The organism is Acidovorax sp. BL-A-41-H1, from assembly GCF_051942715.1.
In genome coordinates this window covers 841,156-857,368 of the sequence record NZ_JBPVJQ010000006.1, presented here as the reverse complement: position 1 = coordinate 857,368, position 16,213 = coordinate 841,156, and the positions used below count along the sequence as shown (strand labels likewise).

Below are 16,213 nucleotides of genomic sequence, written 5' to 3'. Positions count from 1 at the left end.
CTGGCGTAGGCAGCGCGGGCGCTACCGTCTGGTGGCGGGCTTGGCAGCTACACAGGTAGCCAGCGCCACCAAAACGGCTTCTTGTCGGCTTTAGCGCCCCGGGCTTGTAGCAGCGCGATGAAGTCGGTGCGCCGGTAGCGCTGCGCGGCCTCCAGCGGGGTCATGTCGTCAAAGTCGGAGCGCAACTGCGGATCAGCCCCATGCGCCAGCAGATGGCGCGCAATTTCGTCATGCCCGTGGATGAGACTGGCCACCAGCGGTGTGCACAGGATCTCGGGGTGCTGGTAGTTGGGGTTAACGCCTGCGCTGATGTGGTGGCGCACCAGCGCCAGGTCGCCTGCCACGGCCGCGGCGTACATGTCTTTCCAGTCTCCGGCCGACATCGGGGTTCCTTGCATGGTTTGGAAGATGGCGCCAGTGTAGGCAGCGCCGGCTGCTGCACAATGCGCGCCTTCCCTGCCCTACCGACGAAGGGGTGCGCCGCCTGCGGCCGCACCCGCCTGCCATGCACCACCCCCTGCACATCCTCTGGCGCGACGAGCACCTGGTAGCGGTCTACAAGCCGGCCGGCTGGCTGGTGCACCGCACGGGGCTCGATGCGGGCGAAACGCGCTTTGTGATGCAGACCCTGCGCGACCAGCTGGGCCAGCATGTCTACCCCGTACACCGGCTGGACAAGGGCACCTGCGGCGTGCTAGTGATGGCGCTGCACAGCGACGCGGCGCGGGCCCTGTCGCAGGCGTTTGAACACCAGGCCACGCACAAACGCTACCTGGCCATGGTGCGCGGCTGGGCGCCCGAAGCCGTGGAGGTGGACCACGCCCTCAAGCCTGACGACGCGCCCGACGATGCCCCCGTGCAGGAGGCGCACTCGCGCTTTCGGCGGCTGGCGCAGCTCACGCTGCCCGAGGCCAGCGACAGCCGCTTTGCCACCACGCGCGCATCGCTGGTAGAGGCCATTCCGACCACCGGGCGTCGGCACCAGATCCGCCGCCACCTCAAGCACATCGCCCACCCCATCCTCGGCGACGCCACGCATGGCAAGGGCCCGCTCAACCGCTGGTGGGCCGCGCGGCTGGGCCAGCAGCGGCTGTGGCTGCATGCGTGGCAGCTCACGCTGCCTCATCCCATGACCGGCGAGGTGATGACCTTCGACAGCGGGCTGCAATGGCCGCCTGCCGCCATAGGTGGCGATGTGCCATCCGGCCCCACGGCAGACTGGCAGCAACTGCTGACCACCTTGCCGTGGGAAGCGACGGTGCCCCAGCCGTAACCCGTGCGACATGGCCGCAGCGGGTGCGTCGAAATAATGGCCTCCAACACATACAGGAGACCCCATGACCGCACCCGGCAGCACCGCCAGCACCACCAACCGCGTCCTCGCCCACACCGGCGCGCGCTACCCCATCATCCAGGCGCCCATGGGCTGGATTGCGCGCACGCAGCTGGCATCGGCCGTGTCGCGCGCGGGCGGGGTGGGCATCATCGAAACATCGTCGGGCGAAACGGCCAACTGCCAGGCCGAGATCACGAAGATGAGCGCGCTGGGCCTGCCGTTTGGGGTGAACCTGCCCATCCGCTTTCTGAAGGACGACGCCATGCTGCGCTTTGTGTGCGCATCGGGCGTGAAGTTCGTCACCACCTCGGCGGGCAGCCCGGCCAAGTTCATTGCGCCGCTCAAGGACGCGGGCATCACCGTGTACCACGCCGTGCCCACGCTGGACGCCGCGCTCAAATGTGTGGACGCAGGCATCGACGGCCTGGTGGTCGAGGGCGGCGAAGGCGGCGGCTTCAAGAACCCCGAGGAGGTCTCTACACTGGTGCTGCTGCAGGCCATTCGCGCCCGGGTCGATGTGCCGCTGGTGGCCGCGGGCGGCATCTGCGACGGGCGGGGCATGGCCGCTGCCTTTGCGCTGGGCGCCGAGGCCGTGCAGATGGGCACGCGCTTTGTGAGCTGCGCCGAAAGCCCCGTGCACGACAACTACAAGAACGCCATCGTCAACGCGCCCACCACCGGCACCTGGATGCTCAACACCAAGGCCAGCCCCTGCATCCGCGCGCTGAAGTCCGAACGCACCCGCGCCATCCACGAAGCCGGGCTGATGCCCGCCGACAGCTTTGCGGGCATCCAGCAGGTGTACTTTGGCGGCGACATGGAGGCCGCCCCGGCCCTGGCCGGGCAGAGCGCGGGGCTGATCGATGCGGTGAAGACGGCGCAGCAGATCATTGACGACACGGTGGCGGAGTTCTTTGCCATCACGCAGCGGCTGGGCGCGCTGGGGGCGGCGCGGTCGTTTGGGTGACCGGGCTGGGTTTTTGAGCGGCGCAGCCTTGGGGAGGCGCTGTGCGCTGGCTGTGACCCGGCCAGGTGGATGGCCTGAGTTCGCCGTGCGGATTTCGGTGCTTCGCATCACCCGCCTCGGCAAATTTTGGGCAGGCACCGCGCCTGCCCTTCTCCGGCTGTCACCTGCAAGCACCCCAACAGCGCTGCGTCCTACACGGCAGCCCGCAGCCTGCCGCTACCGCCGCGGCGGTGGCCCGCAGACAGTAAGGGCGCGCCCGCGGGCCCGTGCCGCCTGCTGCCACGCCACCCAAGGACCACGATGTTTTTCTGCCCCCCGATTCCACCCATGCCCGCGCATTGGGCAACGGCCCGCCGTGCCGTGCACCATGCCCCGGCCCATGCTGCCGTTGGCGCTACCTTGGCAAGCACAGGGGTACGACATGGATGACCTCTGGCCCTCCATCGCCCGCGCGGTGGTGCGCGAATTTTCCGACGTGCCCGACGCGGCGCAGGCCACGCGCATCGTGGTGCGGATGCTCATGGCAGCGCTGCTCGGCGGGCTGCTGGGCTGGGAGCGCGCCCATGCGGGCAAGGCGGCAGGCATCCGCACGCACATGCTGGTGGCGATGGGCTCTGCCCTGTTCGTGCTGGTGGCGCAGCAGGGCGGCATCGAGCCCGGGGACAACAGCCGCGTGATGCAGGGCGTGATCGCAGGTATCGGCTTTTTGGGCGCAGGCACCATCCTCAAGGGCAATGCCGAAGGCCAGGTACGCGGACTGACCACGGCGGCGGGCATCTGGATGACGGCGGCCATCGGCATTGCTGCAGGGCTGGGGCAGGAGGCCACGGCCGTGCTGTGCACGGCGCTGGCGCTGGCGGTGCTGTGGCTGATTCCTTCGTCGCAAGACATCCAGCCCGAAGGCGAGGACGTGGAGCGGGTTGCCAAGGATGGAGGGGCCAAGGGCGATCAGGCCGGCCGAAGGGGTAGTGAAGCGGGCTCCACCGGCATGGAAGGTGTGGACCGGCCGCCGGGGGTCTGAGCGCGCCTGCGCGGCGCGTTGCAGTGCAGCGCAGGCGCCCGGGGCGATGTACTTCGTGTTCGGAATGTAACAACCGCTGCCACGGGATGCGCATCCCCTACACTTTTCGGCCGTCCACCGCTGCACCGACTGCCGTTTCGCCCCCATGCACCCCACGCCTCCCACGGCCGCGCAGGCCAACCTGCGTGGCATTCTTGCCATGGTTGCCGCCGTGGGATTTTTCTCGCTGATGGATGCGCTGCTCAAGACGCTGACGGCCAGCTACCCCGCCATGCAGGTGGCCGCGCTGCGCGGCTGGGCGGCCCTGCCGCTGGTGGTGCTGTACGTGCTGTGGCGCGGCGAGGTGCGCGGCCTGCTCAAGGTGCGCTGGCCGCTGCACCTGCTGCGCGGCGGGCTCAACATCAGCATGCTGGCGCTGTTTGCCTATGCGCTCAAGGAACTGGGCCTGGCCGAGGCGTACACGCTGTTTTTCATTGCGCCGCTGATCATCACCGTGCTGTCCACAGTGGTGCTGGGCGAGCGGGTACGCGCATCGCACTGGGTGGCAATTGTGCTGGGCATGGTGGGCGTGCTGGTGGCCCTGCGGCCCAGCCAGGATGCGTTCTTCAGCCTGGGGGCGCTGGCGGTGCTGGGCGCTGCCACGGGGTATGCCGTGTCGGCCGTGACGGGCCGGCTGCTCACGCGCACCGATTCGAGCGCCAGCCTGGTGTTCTGGACCACGGCGCTGCTGGCGCTGGGCGCGGGCACGCTGGCCCTGCCGGGCTGGGTGGCCGTGCATCAGGTGCACTGGCCGCTGGTGGCGGGGCTGGCCGTCACGGGCTTTCTGGGCCAGCTGGCGATTACCGAGGCGTTTCGCCACGGGCAGGCATCGGTGGTGGCACCGTTTGAATACACAGCCCTGGCCTGGGGCATGGGGCTCGACTGGGTGCTGTGGCAGGCCGTGCCTGGCGTCGCCACGCTGCTGGGGGGCGCCATCATCATCGGCAGCGGGCTGTATCTTGTGCGGCAGGAGCGCACGCAGCCTGTGCTCCCGCCCTGACCCTGCCCGTGCTGCCGCCTTGAGGTGGCCCCCGGATCACCCGTGGCATGCGGCGCATTCGCGCTGGGCGCGCGCAGCACACGCCGGCCACGTCTTACACCAGCGTTCGCTGGCGGCCTTTCCAATGGCGTATGAGCGGCAGCCTTCGCTGCCCGGAGAAACACACCATGACCCAGCACGCCACCATCCACGGAAAAGTCACCTTCACCCCCGGCGACGGCGCCCCGCTGCCCATCCCCAAGGGCCCGGTCGAGATCGAAACCGCCAAGGACAGCGCCACGCTCAGCTGGACTGCCGACAACGATGCAGCAGGGTCCGCGGCCCTGCCCAAGGACCAGTTCAACCAGTACGTGCGCGACGGAAAGATCCGCATTGAGGACGGCGAGCCGAAAGCCTGAGGCGTTTGCCCACCCCCAGACTGTTGCGCCGGACCTGCAAGGCAGCAGGTGGCTACCAGTTTGCTATCTATTTAATAGCAGTCAGGGCAAATAAACCAGGCGCTACAGGCCAAAAAGACCAAAAATGGGGCGCCTCCGGACCTCGCAGCGCCCCCTGGCTTGGCGCTGCAGCCCCCTCCAATACTCCGCACTACACCGGCCGGGTCAGATACACCGCCTCACGACCCACGATGGGCTCACGCGTGGGCATGAACACCGTGCAGTCGTCGCACAGCGCGCGAATCTCATGCGGGCCGTCCGTGGCAATGAGATCGCCCTTGGCGAACACTTCAAAGCCCAGTAGCGGCCGGGTGAACTGGAAGTCTGGCGTACGCACCATGCAGGTCTCCAGCAGCTCGTACCGGCGCTGCGCCGCGGCCGGGCGTGCTGCGGTGCGCGGCGCGATGAGACCAAAGTGCGCGAGGAAGTCCAGCGCCACGCCGGTCGCCATGTCTGCAGCCGATTGCAGGAAATGCTGGCCGCATTCCACCACCACGCCCACGCCGTTGCCAGCGGCCTGCCCGTGGCGGCCGTGCTGGATCAGCGGCGTGCCCGATCCCAGACCGCTGGGCATGACCAGATGCGCCGGGGGCGTGCCGATGGCAAGGGCCGCTTCGGCATTGCGCGCATAGGCCGGGTACACCCAGAAGGGCTCCACATCCTGGCTGGTGGAGTGGATGTCCAGGATGTGGTCTGCCGCCGCCACCACGGGCCGCAACTCGCGCGCACGCTGCAGTTCGGGGCTGTGTTCGGTGCCGTCCAGCTCGGCCGCCGACCAGATGCGGTTGAGGTTGTGCACCAGCTGGCGGCTTTCAAACGGCCGGGCTTGGTCAAACGACTCATACGCCGCCACGTTGGCAAGGCTGATGGTGAGCGTGCCGATCAGCGGGCGCACGCCCGTGTCCAGCAGGTGGGTGGCGGCCACCATGCCGCAGATCTCGTTGCCGTGCGTGAGCGCATTGATGAGCACATGCGGGCCGGGCTTGCCGGACTCGAAACGGTGCACATAGTCGATCCCGACATTGCCATGGCGATAGGCCGACAGGTCGCGTGGCAGGACTTCAAAAACAGGCTGGGGCTGGCTCATGGCGGGTAATTAATAAGAGAACACACGATTGTCTGCGCAAACCCGTGCGCGTGCAGTCGCCGGGTGTACGATCCCCGCCGCCTGCCCTGCTTTGTTGCCCATGCCCTCCGCCCGAATTTGCCCGCTGGCCGAAGTGGCCCACCGCCTGTCTGCGGCGAGCCCGCTGGGGGCTGAACCGGGTGCCCTGGCACTCCACATCACGGGCGACATGCACCTGCCGCAGCTGGGCCTTGACGATCCGCTGGCGGACCTGAGTGCCTGGGTGCAAGCCGGGCTGATGGATGCTGGCCCCGGTCTGCACGGAGTGGTGCACGACGGCATCGCAGTCCCGGTAGCAGGCCCACGCATCGCCCTCGTGCTGATCGATGGCAGCCTGCACCTGGACGGAGCCCTCACCGCGCACACGGAGCCTGATGGCGACGCCAACCGCCCCACCCAGCCCGCCCATCTCGTCGTCACAGGCGACCTCCACGCACGCAGCGCCGTGCTGGCCCGCACCCACCTGCACGTCGACGGCGCACTGCACATAGCCGACCTGCTGTGGTGCCATGGCGATCAGGGCACTCTGGCGGTACAGGGCGCGCTGGTGGCCCGCGTGGCGGTGTTCACCGGCGGCCATGCGCTACACATTGCGCCTGCTGAACAGGTGGCCTTTCTCATCGATGAAGTGCGCGGCGGCCCGCACCTGGCGGAGTTTTCTTGCGAAGCGGTGGGTGCCTTGGTTCCCCACGCATTGCTGCGCCGCCTGAGCGACGGCGAGCACGGCGTGGCCGACCTGCTGGACCGCCGCGCCGTGCTTGCCGCCGTGCGCAGTGGCGGCAGCGCGGCGCGCAGCAGCGACGAGATTGCCGCCGCCCTGCCCATCGCCGACGACGTGTTTACCGGCACCGACATCAGCATCGGCAACCTCCGCGCGGCACTGCGCTCGCCGGTGATCCCGCACAAGCAGTTCACGGCCACCGGATGGTTCGGGCAGACGGATTTTTTGCTGTGCCGCAAGCATGTGGATGCCGACGGCGACGCGCGCGACGACCACATCCACATCACGGTGTGGAAGACCTGGGACTTCTATCTGTCGGTGGATGAAGCGCCGGTGCGCACCGGGCTGCGGGCCCGCCTGGGGGCGGCAGCCCGACTGCGCCGCGTGCCCACCGCACCGCGCCTTACGTTGGCCTTCCGTGCCTATGCGGCAGGCGTGCCCGGCCCCTGGCAACCGCTGGATGCCGCCAGCCACCCCGCGGCCTGGCAGGCGTGCGAGCGGGCATGGCGCGGCGTGCTCGACTACGTGCGCCGCGGCGTGGGGCAGCACCGCGCGCACTACCCGCTGCACCACCGCCTGCAGGCCGAGATGACGGCGGCGAGCATCGAAGAATTCACCAGCCTGCCCGTGTTTGCCGAGCGCTGCAGCGACTGGTGGGATGACGCGCACAATGGCTGGTGGGAGGGCGACGTGTGGCTGGGGGCGCGCCAGCCCTGCATGCACAACGGCGTGCCCCGGGCCCGCGCCCTCAAGTTCAGCTGGAAGAATGGCGACGATGCGCCCGGCGACGCGCCAGACACCACGCACAGCACCTACCAGATGGACGTGGACGAAGCCCGCGAAGGCCCGGCTCTGGTGGCGTTCACCTATGCACAGCGCCAGGGCGAGCCGCGCGAGCCCCTGCCGCCCTGCGCGGCCGACCACATGGCGCGGCTGCTGCGCCTTCACCACGGGCTGCAAGCGCAGCTGCGTCCCGTGTCGGCAGCCGATTGCCCGGCAGATGCCGGGCACAGGGCGCCGCCGAATGCAACAGAGGCCCCACCGGGCTGAAGAGGGCCGGTTTGTCCCTTACCATGCGGCACGGTTTCATCCCGAGACCCTTACAGGAGGCAGCATGGCCAAAGGCGAACAACGCAGCAACAAGATGGCAAAGAAACCCAAGAAAGACACCTCGCTCCCCAAGGAGGGCAGCGTGTCTGACCGCCCGATGCCGCCCATGACCGCGGTCATCCCGCGCGGCAAGGACAAGAACAAGTAAGCTTGGGTGGTGCAGGCCGTTAAATGCCTGAACGCTACTCAAAAGATAGCTGCCAGCGCATATACAACAAGCGCCAGCAGCTATTTTTTTACGGATTTTTGACAGCCGGCTGCTGATCCGGCTCACCCGGATTGGACCGTTTACGCTCAATTCATTCCGCCCGGCGAAAGGCTTCGCCAAGCGCCGGGCGGAAAACCACTGCACTTCAGAAATGGCGCTGCTGATCTTTGGGGTTTGTGAGCCGTGCTGAATCGGGAGCGACGGGGACGACAGAACAGGATCTGGATTCCCTTGTGGGGCCTGCGCGGAAAGCTGGTTCTGTCCGGTAGGCGCGGTGGCCAGTTCCCAGCGCCTGTTCCGTAGTGGGTATGGCGGGCACCCGCACGCGGGGCATCTTCCATGGAGACGCCTTGTTGCGGAAGTTCACCCGCCACGCAGCGTCGAGCTGCTGCCATAAGGCGCAGTCGGCAAGCGGCCAAATGCTGACGTTGGGGCGGAGGGTTGACATGAGTATTCATTGCTGTCGCGAGATGACGAGCCATATCGAGGCTGCTGAGTTGCATCTTTCCTACGATTGCCGCTTTCGTGAGTACGGTATTTACTACCGTTCCGAGTGTGGGGGCGCCAGCATCCAGAAGTTTTTGTATTGCCCTTGGTGCGGGTCTCAGTTGCCAGACTCCCTTCGTGATGCCTGGTTCGAAGAGTTGGATCGTTTAGGGCTCGAACCAGAGGACGAATTGCCTACTCCTCTGCGATCGGACGCATGGTGGCGTACGCCGACACAATGACACCCTCCGGCCAGCAGCCTCTGGAGGTGTGCTGCTCCAGGTTCCCCCCTTGAGGCGTTTGGCAGATCGCCGCATGGGCTAGGGAATGGGTTCTACGCGCCAGCGGAACTCGGACGCGAAGTCGCTGAAACACTGGTCGCAAATCCATCTGTACCGGTCGGACGTTGAATAGCCCTCTGACAAAGTGCCCACTTCACCGTTTACGGAGAATTCCACACCGCAAAATTCGCAGTGATCGTGGTCGTTTTGGATACTTGAAGGCGCGTAACCGCACCGTGAAAGCACGGCTTCCTTGAGGTACAACTCTTGATTGGTGAGCCGCCAGTCTTGTGGAGTGGCCATTTGCGGATTTCCCTTCTTGGCGTTGTCGCCTCGTGAATGTCCAGCGTCTAGGCAGCTAAGGGAGACATTAACTATGGGTAGAACTTGCGGGTCAACACTGCATCGCCACGACCTACTCGCCAGCGAGATAGCTGGGTGCTACTACTGCTTGGAAAGTTACGCTCCACGCGCCATCAAGGACTGGTGTGATGGGGACAATCAAGACCAGACAGCCCTTTGCCCTAAATGTGGCATTGATGCAGTAGTTGGGTTCAATGGGCCGCCAGATGATGCGTGGCTCAAAGCTGCACGCGCACGTGCATTCGGGGCGGACTGAGCGGCAGCTGTGGGCCCATCGCAGTCTTCCCGATTGTTCGATTGCGGTCGCTCAACGGAGTGAGTGAGCCGACGTTGTGCAGCAGATTCCCGCTACTGCGAAACGCGGGAGCTAAGAAGCGCAAAAGGCGTTCGACTTGAGCGGTCAGTCGGTATCAGCGCAGTGCTCTTCACTTGTACCGTCTCATTCTTTCAGCGTGGACGCTGCCATCATCGGTCATAGATTGGCTTCTGCCTCCTCCAAAGACGGCGACCCAACCGGCACCGAAAGACAGAACGGCAAACAGAGCTATAAGCCCAAAGTCGGCAAGGACGTCGGCGCTCTGTGCCACGTGCCAGGCCCCTAGCGCGAACAACGCAGAAATGCTCCCCAGGACTAGCCTGCGCCCCCACAGCCACAAGCCCATCATCACCCGCTCACCCAGTGATGGCGGCACTGACGAACCTAGCGTGTCCTCATACATGGCCTGCCACAGCGCCCAGTAAGCGCATAAAAGCAGAGCACCGCCGCCGGTGGCTCTTTCAGGACTGGTTTTGACAAAGAAAAGCCATCCGGCCCATCCCAGCAGACCCGCCGCTATAAGAAGCAGCACGTATCTCTCAATAATTTCCCAGCGATGCATTCGATGTCTAACGTGAATGTCCGGATGTGGCCGACTGCAGCCTTCATTCGAGAACGGCATCCCGCCGCTCCTCAGCAGAGGCCGCCAGGGCCTCCTCGAATATGCCGAAAACATCGCGTCCTGTGCTCGACACGAAGTAGTTGCTTAGGTTGGTGATATGGGATGCGATGTTGTCGCCCCACGGAGGCCTGGACAGGCGGTTGTCGATGTCCCAGACGACCGAAGCGGGAGGCAGATTGATCAGAATCGCCCTCGCCGCATGCAATTCTCCGAGCGCGAGCAAGGCATTCGCATGAGGGAGACGACCGCGATACAACTCGTTCATCATGTGAGGGAAGCGACTCCCCCAGCCAGAGGGCTCGCAATGCGCACTGATGGTCGAGAAAGACGAGTGGACGAACGACGACGCACCAAGCTCGTCTGTGATTGACCCCACCCTCACTCCGACAGCCATCGACAACCCTCATAGTTGATGTCGCCTCAGGCGACAGTCTTGGTCTGATTCCAGCCGATTGTGCCGCAGGGCGACGCCTGCGCACATCCTCAATTCGTGTGATTCGACCAAGGGGCCGCTTTCGGGCGTTCGTCTCCGTGCAGGGCGAAGGTCCGGTTGTGGCCGATTTGGGCCATCGGACCCGCGCGCTCGCTATCGCCCTTGAAGGCTCAGGCCTCGCCATCAATAAAAGCCAAAGATCCGTGGCGTAGGCCCCCCGCGGTCGAATCTACAGTGTCGAGCCCATCGAAACTTCAAAGCTCGCGGTCGAGTGCGGTGGAGGTTGACTGCTGACAGTTTTCGCTGAAGGACCGACGCCACTGCGCACTCAGCCCGAAAGGGTCTTTCAGGTGCAACGAAGCCTGCCCAGCAGTTATCTCAATCACCCTGCGGCGCATCGCCCGCATCCGGGTCGCGCTTGCCAGAGCCCTTGCTTTTGGACTTGGCCCGCGCGTCCTTCTTGGCCTGGCGTTTGGCATCCTCGGCCAGGCCTGCGGCGCGCCAGGCCTCGAACTCTTGCGGCGTCTCCAGCGTGATGCGGCCCAGGATGGCGGTGCGGAAATCGGTCATCACGATCTCGGCCGTTTTTTGCAGGTTGACCCTGCCGCCGCCCAGCATGGCGCCGCGCTTTTTGCCGATGGCTTCCAGCAGTTCGTCGTCCTGCATGGTGGCCATGGCGCCTGCGGGCAGGCCAAGCTTGTAACGGGCCTCCAGCAGTGGCGCATAGTGCCGCTGCAGGCGGCGCAGCAGCTCCAGCGCCACCAGTTCCTCGTCGTACGCGTTGCGGCCCACGGCGCCGCTGGCGGCCAGGTTGTAGCCGCTTTCGGGCACGATGATGCGCGGCCACAGCATGCCGGGCGTGTCCCACAGATAAAAGTCGTCGGCCAGCGTGATGCGCTGCTCCAGCTTGGTGATGCCGGCCTCGTCGCCCGTCTTGGCCTGGCGCTTGTTGCTCAGGGTGTTGATCAGCGTGGACTTGCCCACGTTGGGCACGCCGCAGATCAGCACGCGCATCGGCTTGGCCATGCCGCCGCGGTTGGGCGACAGCAGGTGGCAGGCGTCGATCAGCTTGCGCGTGGGCGCGGGGTCGGACGCATCGAGCGGCAGCGCGCGCGTGTCGCTCTGGGCGTTGTACCAGTCCACCCACAGCGCCGTGCGCGCCGGGTCGGCCACGTCCTGCTTGTTGAGCACCTTGAGCGTGGGCTTGTGGCCCGTGATCTCGGCCAGCAGGGGGTTGGCGCTGGAGCCGGGCAGGCGCGCGTCCAGCACCTCGATCACCACGTCAATGTCCTTGATGCGTTCGGTGATGGCTTTGCGGGTAAGGTGCATGTGACCGGGGAACCACTGGATGGCCATGCGGGGAGTCTTTCTTGGGTTGTCGGGGTGGAGGCTGAGGGCCTGCACTGAAGAGGTTGCCTGGCCATCGCAGTGGCTGCGGCAAAACCGGCCGGGGCGGCACCGTCGGGGTGGCAAGGATAATCGCGGTCTTCCTGGTCCCGGTTCGCACGCCATTTTCTCCTTTCCCATGCCAACACCCCACGCCCCCTCCTCCGCAGCCACCATGAAAGCCGCGAAGGCCGACAAGGAACTGCTTTTCAAGGGCGTGACCTGCGCGCTCATCGGCCTCGTCATCCTGCTGGCGCCGTACATCGCGCGCTCGGGCAGCGTGCGCGAGCTGATGGCCCAGGCCACCGTGGTGGGCTGGTTTGCGCTGGTGCTGGGCATTGCCTTTGGCGTGCAGTACGGCCTGCGCCGCGCCAGGGCGGCCCGCAACGCACCGTGAGCGCCCAGTGAGCGCTCCGCTGCCGCCCCCGCCCCCCGCCGCTGTGGACGCGGCGACTGCGCAGGCCATGTTTGCAGCCCTGCAGCAGCGGGCAGCCGCAGCCGGCATCAGCCTGCGCAACCCGCCGCCCGAGCCCACCACCTGCTGCGGGCGCGGCTGCAATGGCTGTGTGTGGGAAGGTTTCCTGGCGGCGGCCGAATACTGGCGGCAAGAGGCGCTGCTGGTGCTGCAGGGCTGAATTTGCGGCCATATTGGCCGCAAGCCCAGGATTCAAAAGCACTAATAGCTATCAAATCAATAGCGTTTTGCTGCCCCATGCCTGTGCCACCGCGAAACGGGCCGCAGGTGGTGTCCCGATGGGGGGCGGCGGCCCCGCCGCCCGGGGGTCAGCCCAGTTGCGAAACCGACATGTACTGCTCGCGCCACGCCTCAAACGGCAGCGTGTCGGCTGCCTCAATGGCCTTTTGCGCCGCGATGGACTCGTCGGCCATGGCCAGGTAGCGGGCCTGTTGTTCGGGCGTCCACGGCAGGGCCAGCAGCGCATCGCGCGCCTTCTCGGACTGCTGGCGGGCAAAGTGCTCGAAGTGGTGGCCATGGTGGCGCACCATGTCATCCAGCACGCGGGCCGATGGCGTGCGCTCGGGCGCGACCATGAGGGCGCGCGCATCGCGCACCGCGGCGCTGTAGTCAGTGGTGCCGTGGGTGGCATCCAGCGCGGCGGCCAGGGGCTCGCAGGCGGCCAGCACCTCGTCGCCCCAGGTGGTCAGCGCCACGCTGTGGCCGTTGCGGGTGAGATGCAGGCCTGGCTCGCGGCCGCGCTCGGCCGTGAGGTGCTGGTTGTGCTTGAGCTCGGCGATTTCTTCGGGCGTATCGGGCGGGCTGTCAGACAGCAGGCAGTGCAGCAGGAACACGTCGAGCAGCCTCATGGTGGGCGCGGTGATGCCCACGGGCACGAACGGGTCCAGGTCCATCAGGCGCACTTCGACGTATTCCACACCGCGCTCGCGCAGTGCGTGCAGCGGGCGCTCGCCCGTGCGCACCGTGCGCTTGGGGCGGATGGTGCCGTAGAACTCGTTTTCGATCTGCAGCAGGCTGGTGCCCAGCTGGTTGTAGTCGCCACCCGGGTTACGGATGCCCACGGTTTCGTAGGCCGGGTAAGGTTTGGTCAGCGCTTCGTGCAGCGAGTTGGCGTAGCCCGTCAGGCCGTTGTAGCTCACGGCCAGCGTGGCCTGCGCGTCGCTCTGGTAGCCCAGGCGGCCCATGCGCAGCGACGTGGCGTGCGGCAGGTACAGGGCGTGGCCTCCGGGCATGGCCTGCAGGCGGTGCTCGCGCCCTTCCACAAAGCAGGGGCACAGCGCGGGCGATGCGCCAAACAGGTACAGCAGCACAAAGGCATGGCGGCGGAAGTTGCGGATCAGCGCAAAGTATTGCTCGCTGTCCACACCGGGCAGGGACCAGTTGTAGTGGATGCCCGAAATGGTCTGCATGCGGCGGCCATAGCGGTGGCCCAGGCCCATGCGGTACACGCTCTTGGCGCGGCCCACGTTGGAGCTGCCGTAGCGGCCGATGGGGATCGTCTCGTCGGTGGGCAGGCCGCAGGGCATGCTCGACGCCCACAGCAGCTCGCCGCCGCTGTCCTTCAGGGTGTGGTGCACAAACTGGTGCACTTCGGTCAGCTCATCCAGGCACTGCTGCACGCCCTTGTGGGCGCCGGTGATCAGCTCCAGCTGCGATTCGCTGTAGTCGGTGGTGATCAGCGGGTGGGTGAGCGCAGCGCCCAGGGCCAGCGGGTGCGGCGTGAGGGCCAGGCCCCCGGTGGGCAGCACGCGCAGCCCTTCCTTCTCGATGCCGCGGCGAATGCCCCCCAGCGCGTCCGCCGGATAGGCGGCCAGTCTCTCTTGCAGTTTGCTCATGTATTGGGTCCGGTCCATCTCTTCTGTCGGCCCGGAACTTAGCACGGCAGGGACAAGGGCGTACGAAGCCAGCTTATCCAGGATGGTGTAGCGCCCCAGCGGGTGCCGCGCGCGCAGGCCCTGCAGCCCGCACGCACGTTGACGCAGGTCAAGCCCGCGCAGCCATCGCCTTGCCGACCTCGTTGGTGCCCTGGGCGGCGCCGCTTTGCGGCACCTGCTCGCCCTCGCGCGCCGTCACCTCGGCCAGCCGCGCGGCCAGTTGCTCGGGCACGTCACCACCCACACCCAGGTGAATGCCTTGCGTCAGGGTGATGTTGGCTGCCTCGAAGGTGCCCGCACCGGCACACAGAATGGTGCGGGTGGGCGCCGATTCATGCGCCAGCACCAGCATGGCGGGCACCACGGCTTCGGGCTTCAACGCATCCAGCACTTCCTGCGGCATCAGGCCTTCGGTCATGCGGGTGGCGGCCGTGGGGGCCAGGGCGTTCACGTGGATGTTGTACTTGGCGCCCTCGATGGCCAACGTTTGCATCAGGCCCACCTGCGCCAGCTTGGCCGCGCCGTAGTTGGCCTGGCCGAAGTTGCCATACAGGCCGGTAGACGATGTCGTCATGACGATGCGGCCATATTGCTGCGCCACCATGTGCGCCCACACGGCCTTGCAGCAGTGGGCCGCGCCCATCAGGTGCACATCGACCACCAGGCGGAAGTCGTCCATGTCCATCTTGGAAAACGACTTGTCGCGCAGGATGCCCGCGTTGTTGACCAGGATGTCCACGCGGCCCCAGGCGTCCACGGCCTGCTGCACCATGGCCTGCACCGCGGCAAAGTCGGTGACCGATGCGCCATTGGCCAGAGCCTCGCCGCCGGCGGCACGGATCTCGTCCACCACGGCCTGCGCGGCCGTCACCGTGCCGCCGCTGCCGTCCACTGCGCCGCCCAGGTCATTGACCAGCACCTTGGCGCCGCGCGCTGCCAGCGCCAGTGCATGCTGGCGGCCCAGCCCGCCGCCCGCGCCCGTCACGATGGCCACGCGGCCCTTGAAATCGATATCCATGGTGAAGTTCTCCTGTGGTGGTTGTGTGGGGTGCCGCGCTGCACAACGCAGCCCGGCCAGCGCGTGGGACTGTAAGGCACACACCGCCGGCCGCCGGTTGCGCACGCGACTTGGGCCCGCCTGCACGGTGCAGCAGCGATTGGGGTATCGTGCGTGCGCCGCACCTGCTGCGGCCGCGGTCGGGCTGGGCCCCAGCCAATGCAGCACCGCCCGCACCTCCCAACCGAACAACAAGGATGTCATCCATGAAAGCAGTCTGGAACGGCGTGACCGTCGCCGAGAGCGACGACACCGTAGTGGTCGAAGGCAACCACTACTTCCCTGAGAGCGCACTCAAGCGCGAATACTTCACCTTCAGCAACCACAAGACCACCTGCGCCTGGAAGGGCCAGGCCAGCTATCTGTCGCTGCTGGTCAACGGCGAGATGAACACCGACGCTGCCTGGTTCTACGCCGACCCCAAGCCCGAAGCCGACGAGATCCGCGGACGTGTGGCCTTCTGGAAGGGCGTGAAGGTCGCGCCCTGAGCATTCCCGCACGGGTGCGCTCACCGACGGTTTCGCGGGTTATCCCTGATGCCGCTGGACAATCATGTGGATAACTGCGGACAAGCACTGTATGGGCCGGCTAAGTGGTTGATTTTGCAGGCCAATGCTTGCAATGCTCAAATTTTAGGCACCGCGTTACAAGTGGCCCTGTGTTATCCCGGCCTGCACTGGACAAAACTGTGGACAACCCGGGACAACGCCTGTATGAACCGCGTAAGTCATTGAAGTAAAAAGACTTTCATTGCCGCGCTTAAAAAACAGGCATACCTGACCGACCTATTTACCCGCCACTGAGAAGCGTGAAACGCCGGTCCAAAACGTGGGTTATCCCTTCCAGGCGGGGACAATGGTGTGGATAACTCTGAACAAGCCTTGTATGGGCACGCCAAGTGCTTGATCTGCAAGGGAAATGTCTGCACCGCCTAAAAACAAGGCACCACGGCGCG

The 16,213-nt window shown here is 66.1% G+C and carries 18 protein-coding genes; 11 read left to right on the top strand and 7 right to left on the bottom strand.

Annotation, left to right across the window (positions count from 1 at the left end; genetic code table 11):
* Window positions 1-47: 47 nt before the first annotated feature.
* A complete protein-coding gene (locus ACTPOI_RS17130) occupies window positions 48-398 on the bottom strand; it encodes an ankyrin repeat domain-containing protein (protein ID WP_440110948.1) in 351 nt (116 codons plus the stop codon).
* 107 nt (window positions 399-505) lie between these two features.
* Between ACTPOI_RS17130 and ACTPOI_RS17125 the strand changes: the two genes are divergently transcribed.
* From ACTPOI_RS17125 to ACTPOI_RS17105, 5 genes are all read left to right on the top strand, one after another.
* Window positions 506-1,273, top strand: a complete 768-nt coding sequence (locus ACTPOI_RS17125; RefSeq protein WP_440110946.1) for a pseudouridine synthase — start codon at window positions 506-508, stop codon at window positions 1,271-1,273.
* A 64-nt stretch (window positions 1,274-1,337) separates the two neighbouring features.
* Window positions 1,338-2,303, top strand: coding sequence for an NAD(P)H-dependent flavin oxidoreductase (locus tag ACTPOI_RS17120; protein ID WP_440110944.1), 966 nt, complete (start codon window positions 1,338-1,340; stop codon window positions 2,301-2,303).
* A gap of 421 nt (window positions 2,304-2,724) precedes the next feature.
* On the top strand, window positions 2,725-3,324 hold the full coding sequence (locus tag ACTPOI_RS17115; RefSeq protein WP_440110942.1) for an MgtC/SapB family protein: 600 nt from the start codon (window positions 2,725-2,727) through the stop codon (window positions 3,322-3,324).
* 145 nt (window positions 3,325-3,469) lie between these two features.
* Window positions 3,470-4,363: a DMT family transporter gene (locus ACTPOI_RS17110; RefSeq protein WP_440110940.1), complete on the top strand. Its 894-nt coding sequence runs from the start codon at window positions 3,470-3,472 to the stop codon at window positions 4,361-4,363.
* A 167-nt stretch (window positions 4,364-4,530) separates the two neighbouring features.
* Window positions 4,531-4,761: a hypothetical protein gene (locus tag ACTPOI_RS17105; protein WP_440110938.1), complete on the top strand. Its 231-nt coding sequence runs from the start codon at window positions 4,531-4,533 to the stop codon at window positions 4,759-4,761.
* Between the two features lie 190 nt (window positions 4,762-4,951).
* Here the strand turns inward: ACTPOI_RS17105 and ACTPOI_RS17100 are convergent, their stop codons facing one another.
* Window positions 4,952-5,887, bottom strand: a complete 936-nt coding sequence (locus ACTPOI_RS17100; RefSeq protein ID WP_440110936.1) for a succinylglutamate desuccinylase — start codon at window positions 5,885-5,887, stop codon at window positions 4,952-4,954.
* A gap of 100 nt (window positions 5,888-5,987) precedes the next feature.
* On the opposite strand from ACTPOI_RS17100, the gene ACTPOI_RS17095 reads away from it, so the two are divergent.
* The 3 genes from ACTPOI_RS17095 to ACTPOI_RS17085 all read left to right on the top strand — a co-directional run bounded on the left by ACTPOI_RS17095 (window position 5,988) and on the right by ACTPOI_RS17085 (window position 8,693).
* On the top strand, window positions 5,988-7,697 hold the full coding sequence (locus ACTPOI_RS17095) for a hypothetical protein (protein ID WP_440110934.1): 1,710 nt from the start codon (window positions 5,988-5,990) through the stop codon (window positions 7,695-7,697).
* Window positions 7,698-7,761: 64 nt separating this feature from the next.
* Window positions 7,762-7,905 (top strand): hypothetical protein, encoded by a 144-nt coding sequence (locus ACTPOI_RS17090; protein ID WP_197506387.1) that lies wholly within the window; start codon window positions 7,762-7,764, stop codon window positions 7,903-7,905.
* 368 nt (window positions 7,906-8,273) lie between these two features.
* The gene (locus ACTPOI_RS17085) at window positions 8,274-8,693 is read left to right on the top strand and encodes a DUF6980 family protein (RefSeq protein WP_440110931.1); all 420 of its coding nucleotides are present in this window, start codon (window positions 8,274-8,276) and stop codon (window positions 8,691-8,693) included.
* Window positions 8,694-9,520: 827 nt separating this feature from the next.
* Here the strand turns inward: ACTPOI_RS17085 and ACTPOI_RS17080 are convergent.
* From ACTPOI_RS17080 to ylqF, 3 genes are all read right to left on the bottom strand, one after another.
* The gene (locus ACTPOI_RS17080) at window positions 9,521-10,033 is read right to left on the bottom strand and encodes a hypothetical protein (protein ID WP_440110929.1); all 513 of its coding nucleotides are present in this window, start codon (window positions 10,031-10,033) and stop codon (window positions 9,521-9,523) included.
* Window positions 10,017-10,427: an Imm70 family immunity protein gene (locus ACTPOI_RS17075; protein WP_440110927.1), complete on the bottom strand. Its 411-nt coding sequence runs from the start codon at window positions 10,425-10,427 to the stop codon at window positions 10,017-10,019. The genes ACTPOI_RS17080 and ACTPOI_RS17075 overlap by 17 nt, the downstream gene beginning before the upstream one ends.
* A gap of 417 nt (window positions 10,428-10,844) precedes the next feature.
* Window positions 10,845-11,822 (bottom strand): ribosome biogenesis GTPase YlqF, encoded by a 978-nt coding sequence (ylqF, locus tag ACTPOI_RS17070; RefSeq protein ID WP_440110925.1) that lies wholly within the window; start codon window positions 11,820-11,822, stop codon window positions 10,845-10,847.
* Between the two features lie 169 nt (window positions 11,823-11,991).
* On the opposite strand from ylqF, the gene ACTPOI_RS17065 reads away from it, so the two are divergent.
* Window positions 11,992-12,249 carry a hypothetical protein gene (locus ACTPOI_RS17065; RefSeq protein WP_440110923.1) on the top strand — a complete coding sequence of 86 codons (258 nt, stop codon included), beginning with the start codon at window positions 11,992-11,994 and terminating at the stop codon, window positions 12,247-12,249.
* A 67-nt stretch (window positions 12,250-12,316) separates the two neighbouring features.
* The gene (locus ACTPOI_RS17060; protein WP_440112654.1) at window positions 12,317-12,487 is read left to right on the top strand and encodes an oxidoreductase-like domain-containing protein; all 171 of its coding nucleotides are present in this window, start codon (window positions 12,317-12,319) and stop codon (window positions 12,485-12,487) included.
* A 148-nt stretch (window positions 12,488-12,635) separates the two neighbouring features.
* Here ACTPOI_RS17060 and gshA read toward each other — a convergent pair whose 3' ends face one another.
* Window positions 12,636-14,162 (bottom strand): glutamate--cysteine ligase, encoded by a 1,527-nt coding sequence (gene gshA, locus ACTPOI_RS17055; RefSeq protein ID WP_440110921.1) that lies wholly within the window; start codon window positions 14,160-14,162, stop codon window positions 12,636-12,638.
* 148 nt (window positions 14,163-14,310) lie between these two features.
* The gene (locus ACTPOI_RS17050) at window positions 14,311-15,219 is read right to left on the bottom strand and encodes an SDR family NAD(P)-dependent oxidoreductase (RefSeq protein ID WP_291520019.1); all 909 of its coding nucleotides are present in this window, start codon (window positions 15,217-15,219) and stop codon (window positions 14,311-14,313) included.
* 245 nt (window positions 15,220-15,464) lie between these two features.
* Between ACTPOI_RS17050 and ACTPOI_RS17045 the strand changes: the two genes are divergently transcribed.
* A complete protein-coding gene (locus ACTPOI_RS17045) occupies window positions 15,465-15,746 on the top strand; it encodes a DUF427 domain-containing protein (RefSeq protein ID WP_069103239.1) in 282 nt (93 codons plus the stop codon).
* The last annotated feature ends 467 nt before the right edge of the window (window positions 15,747-16,213 follow it).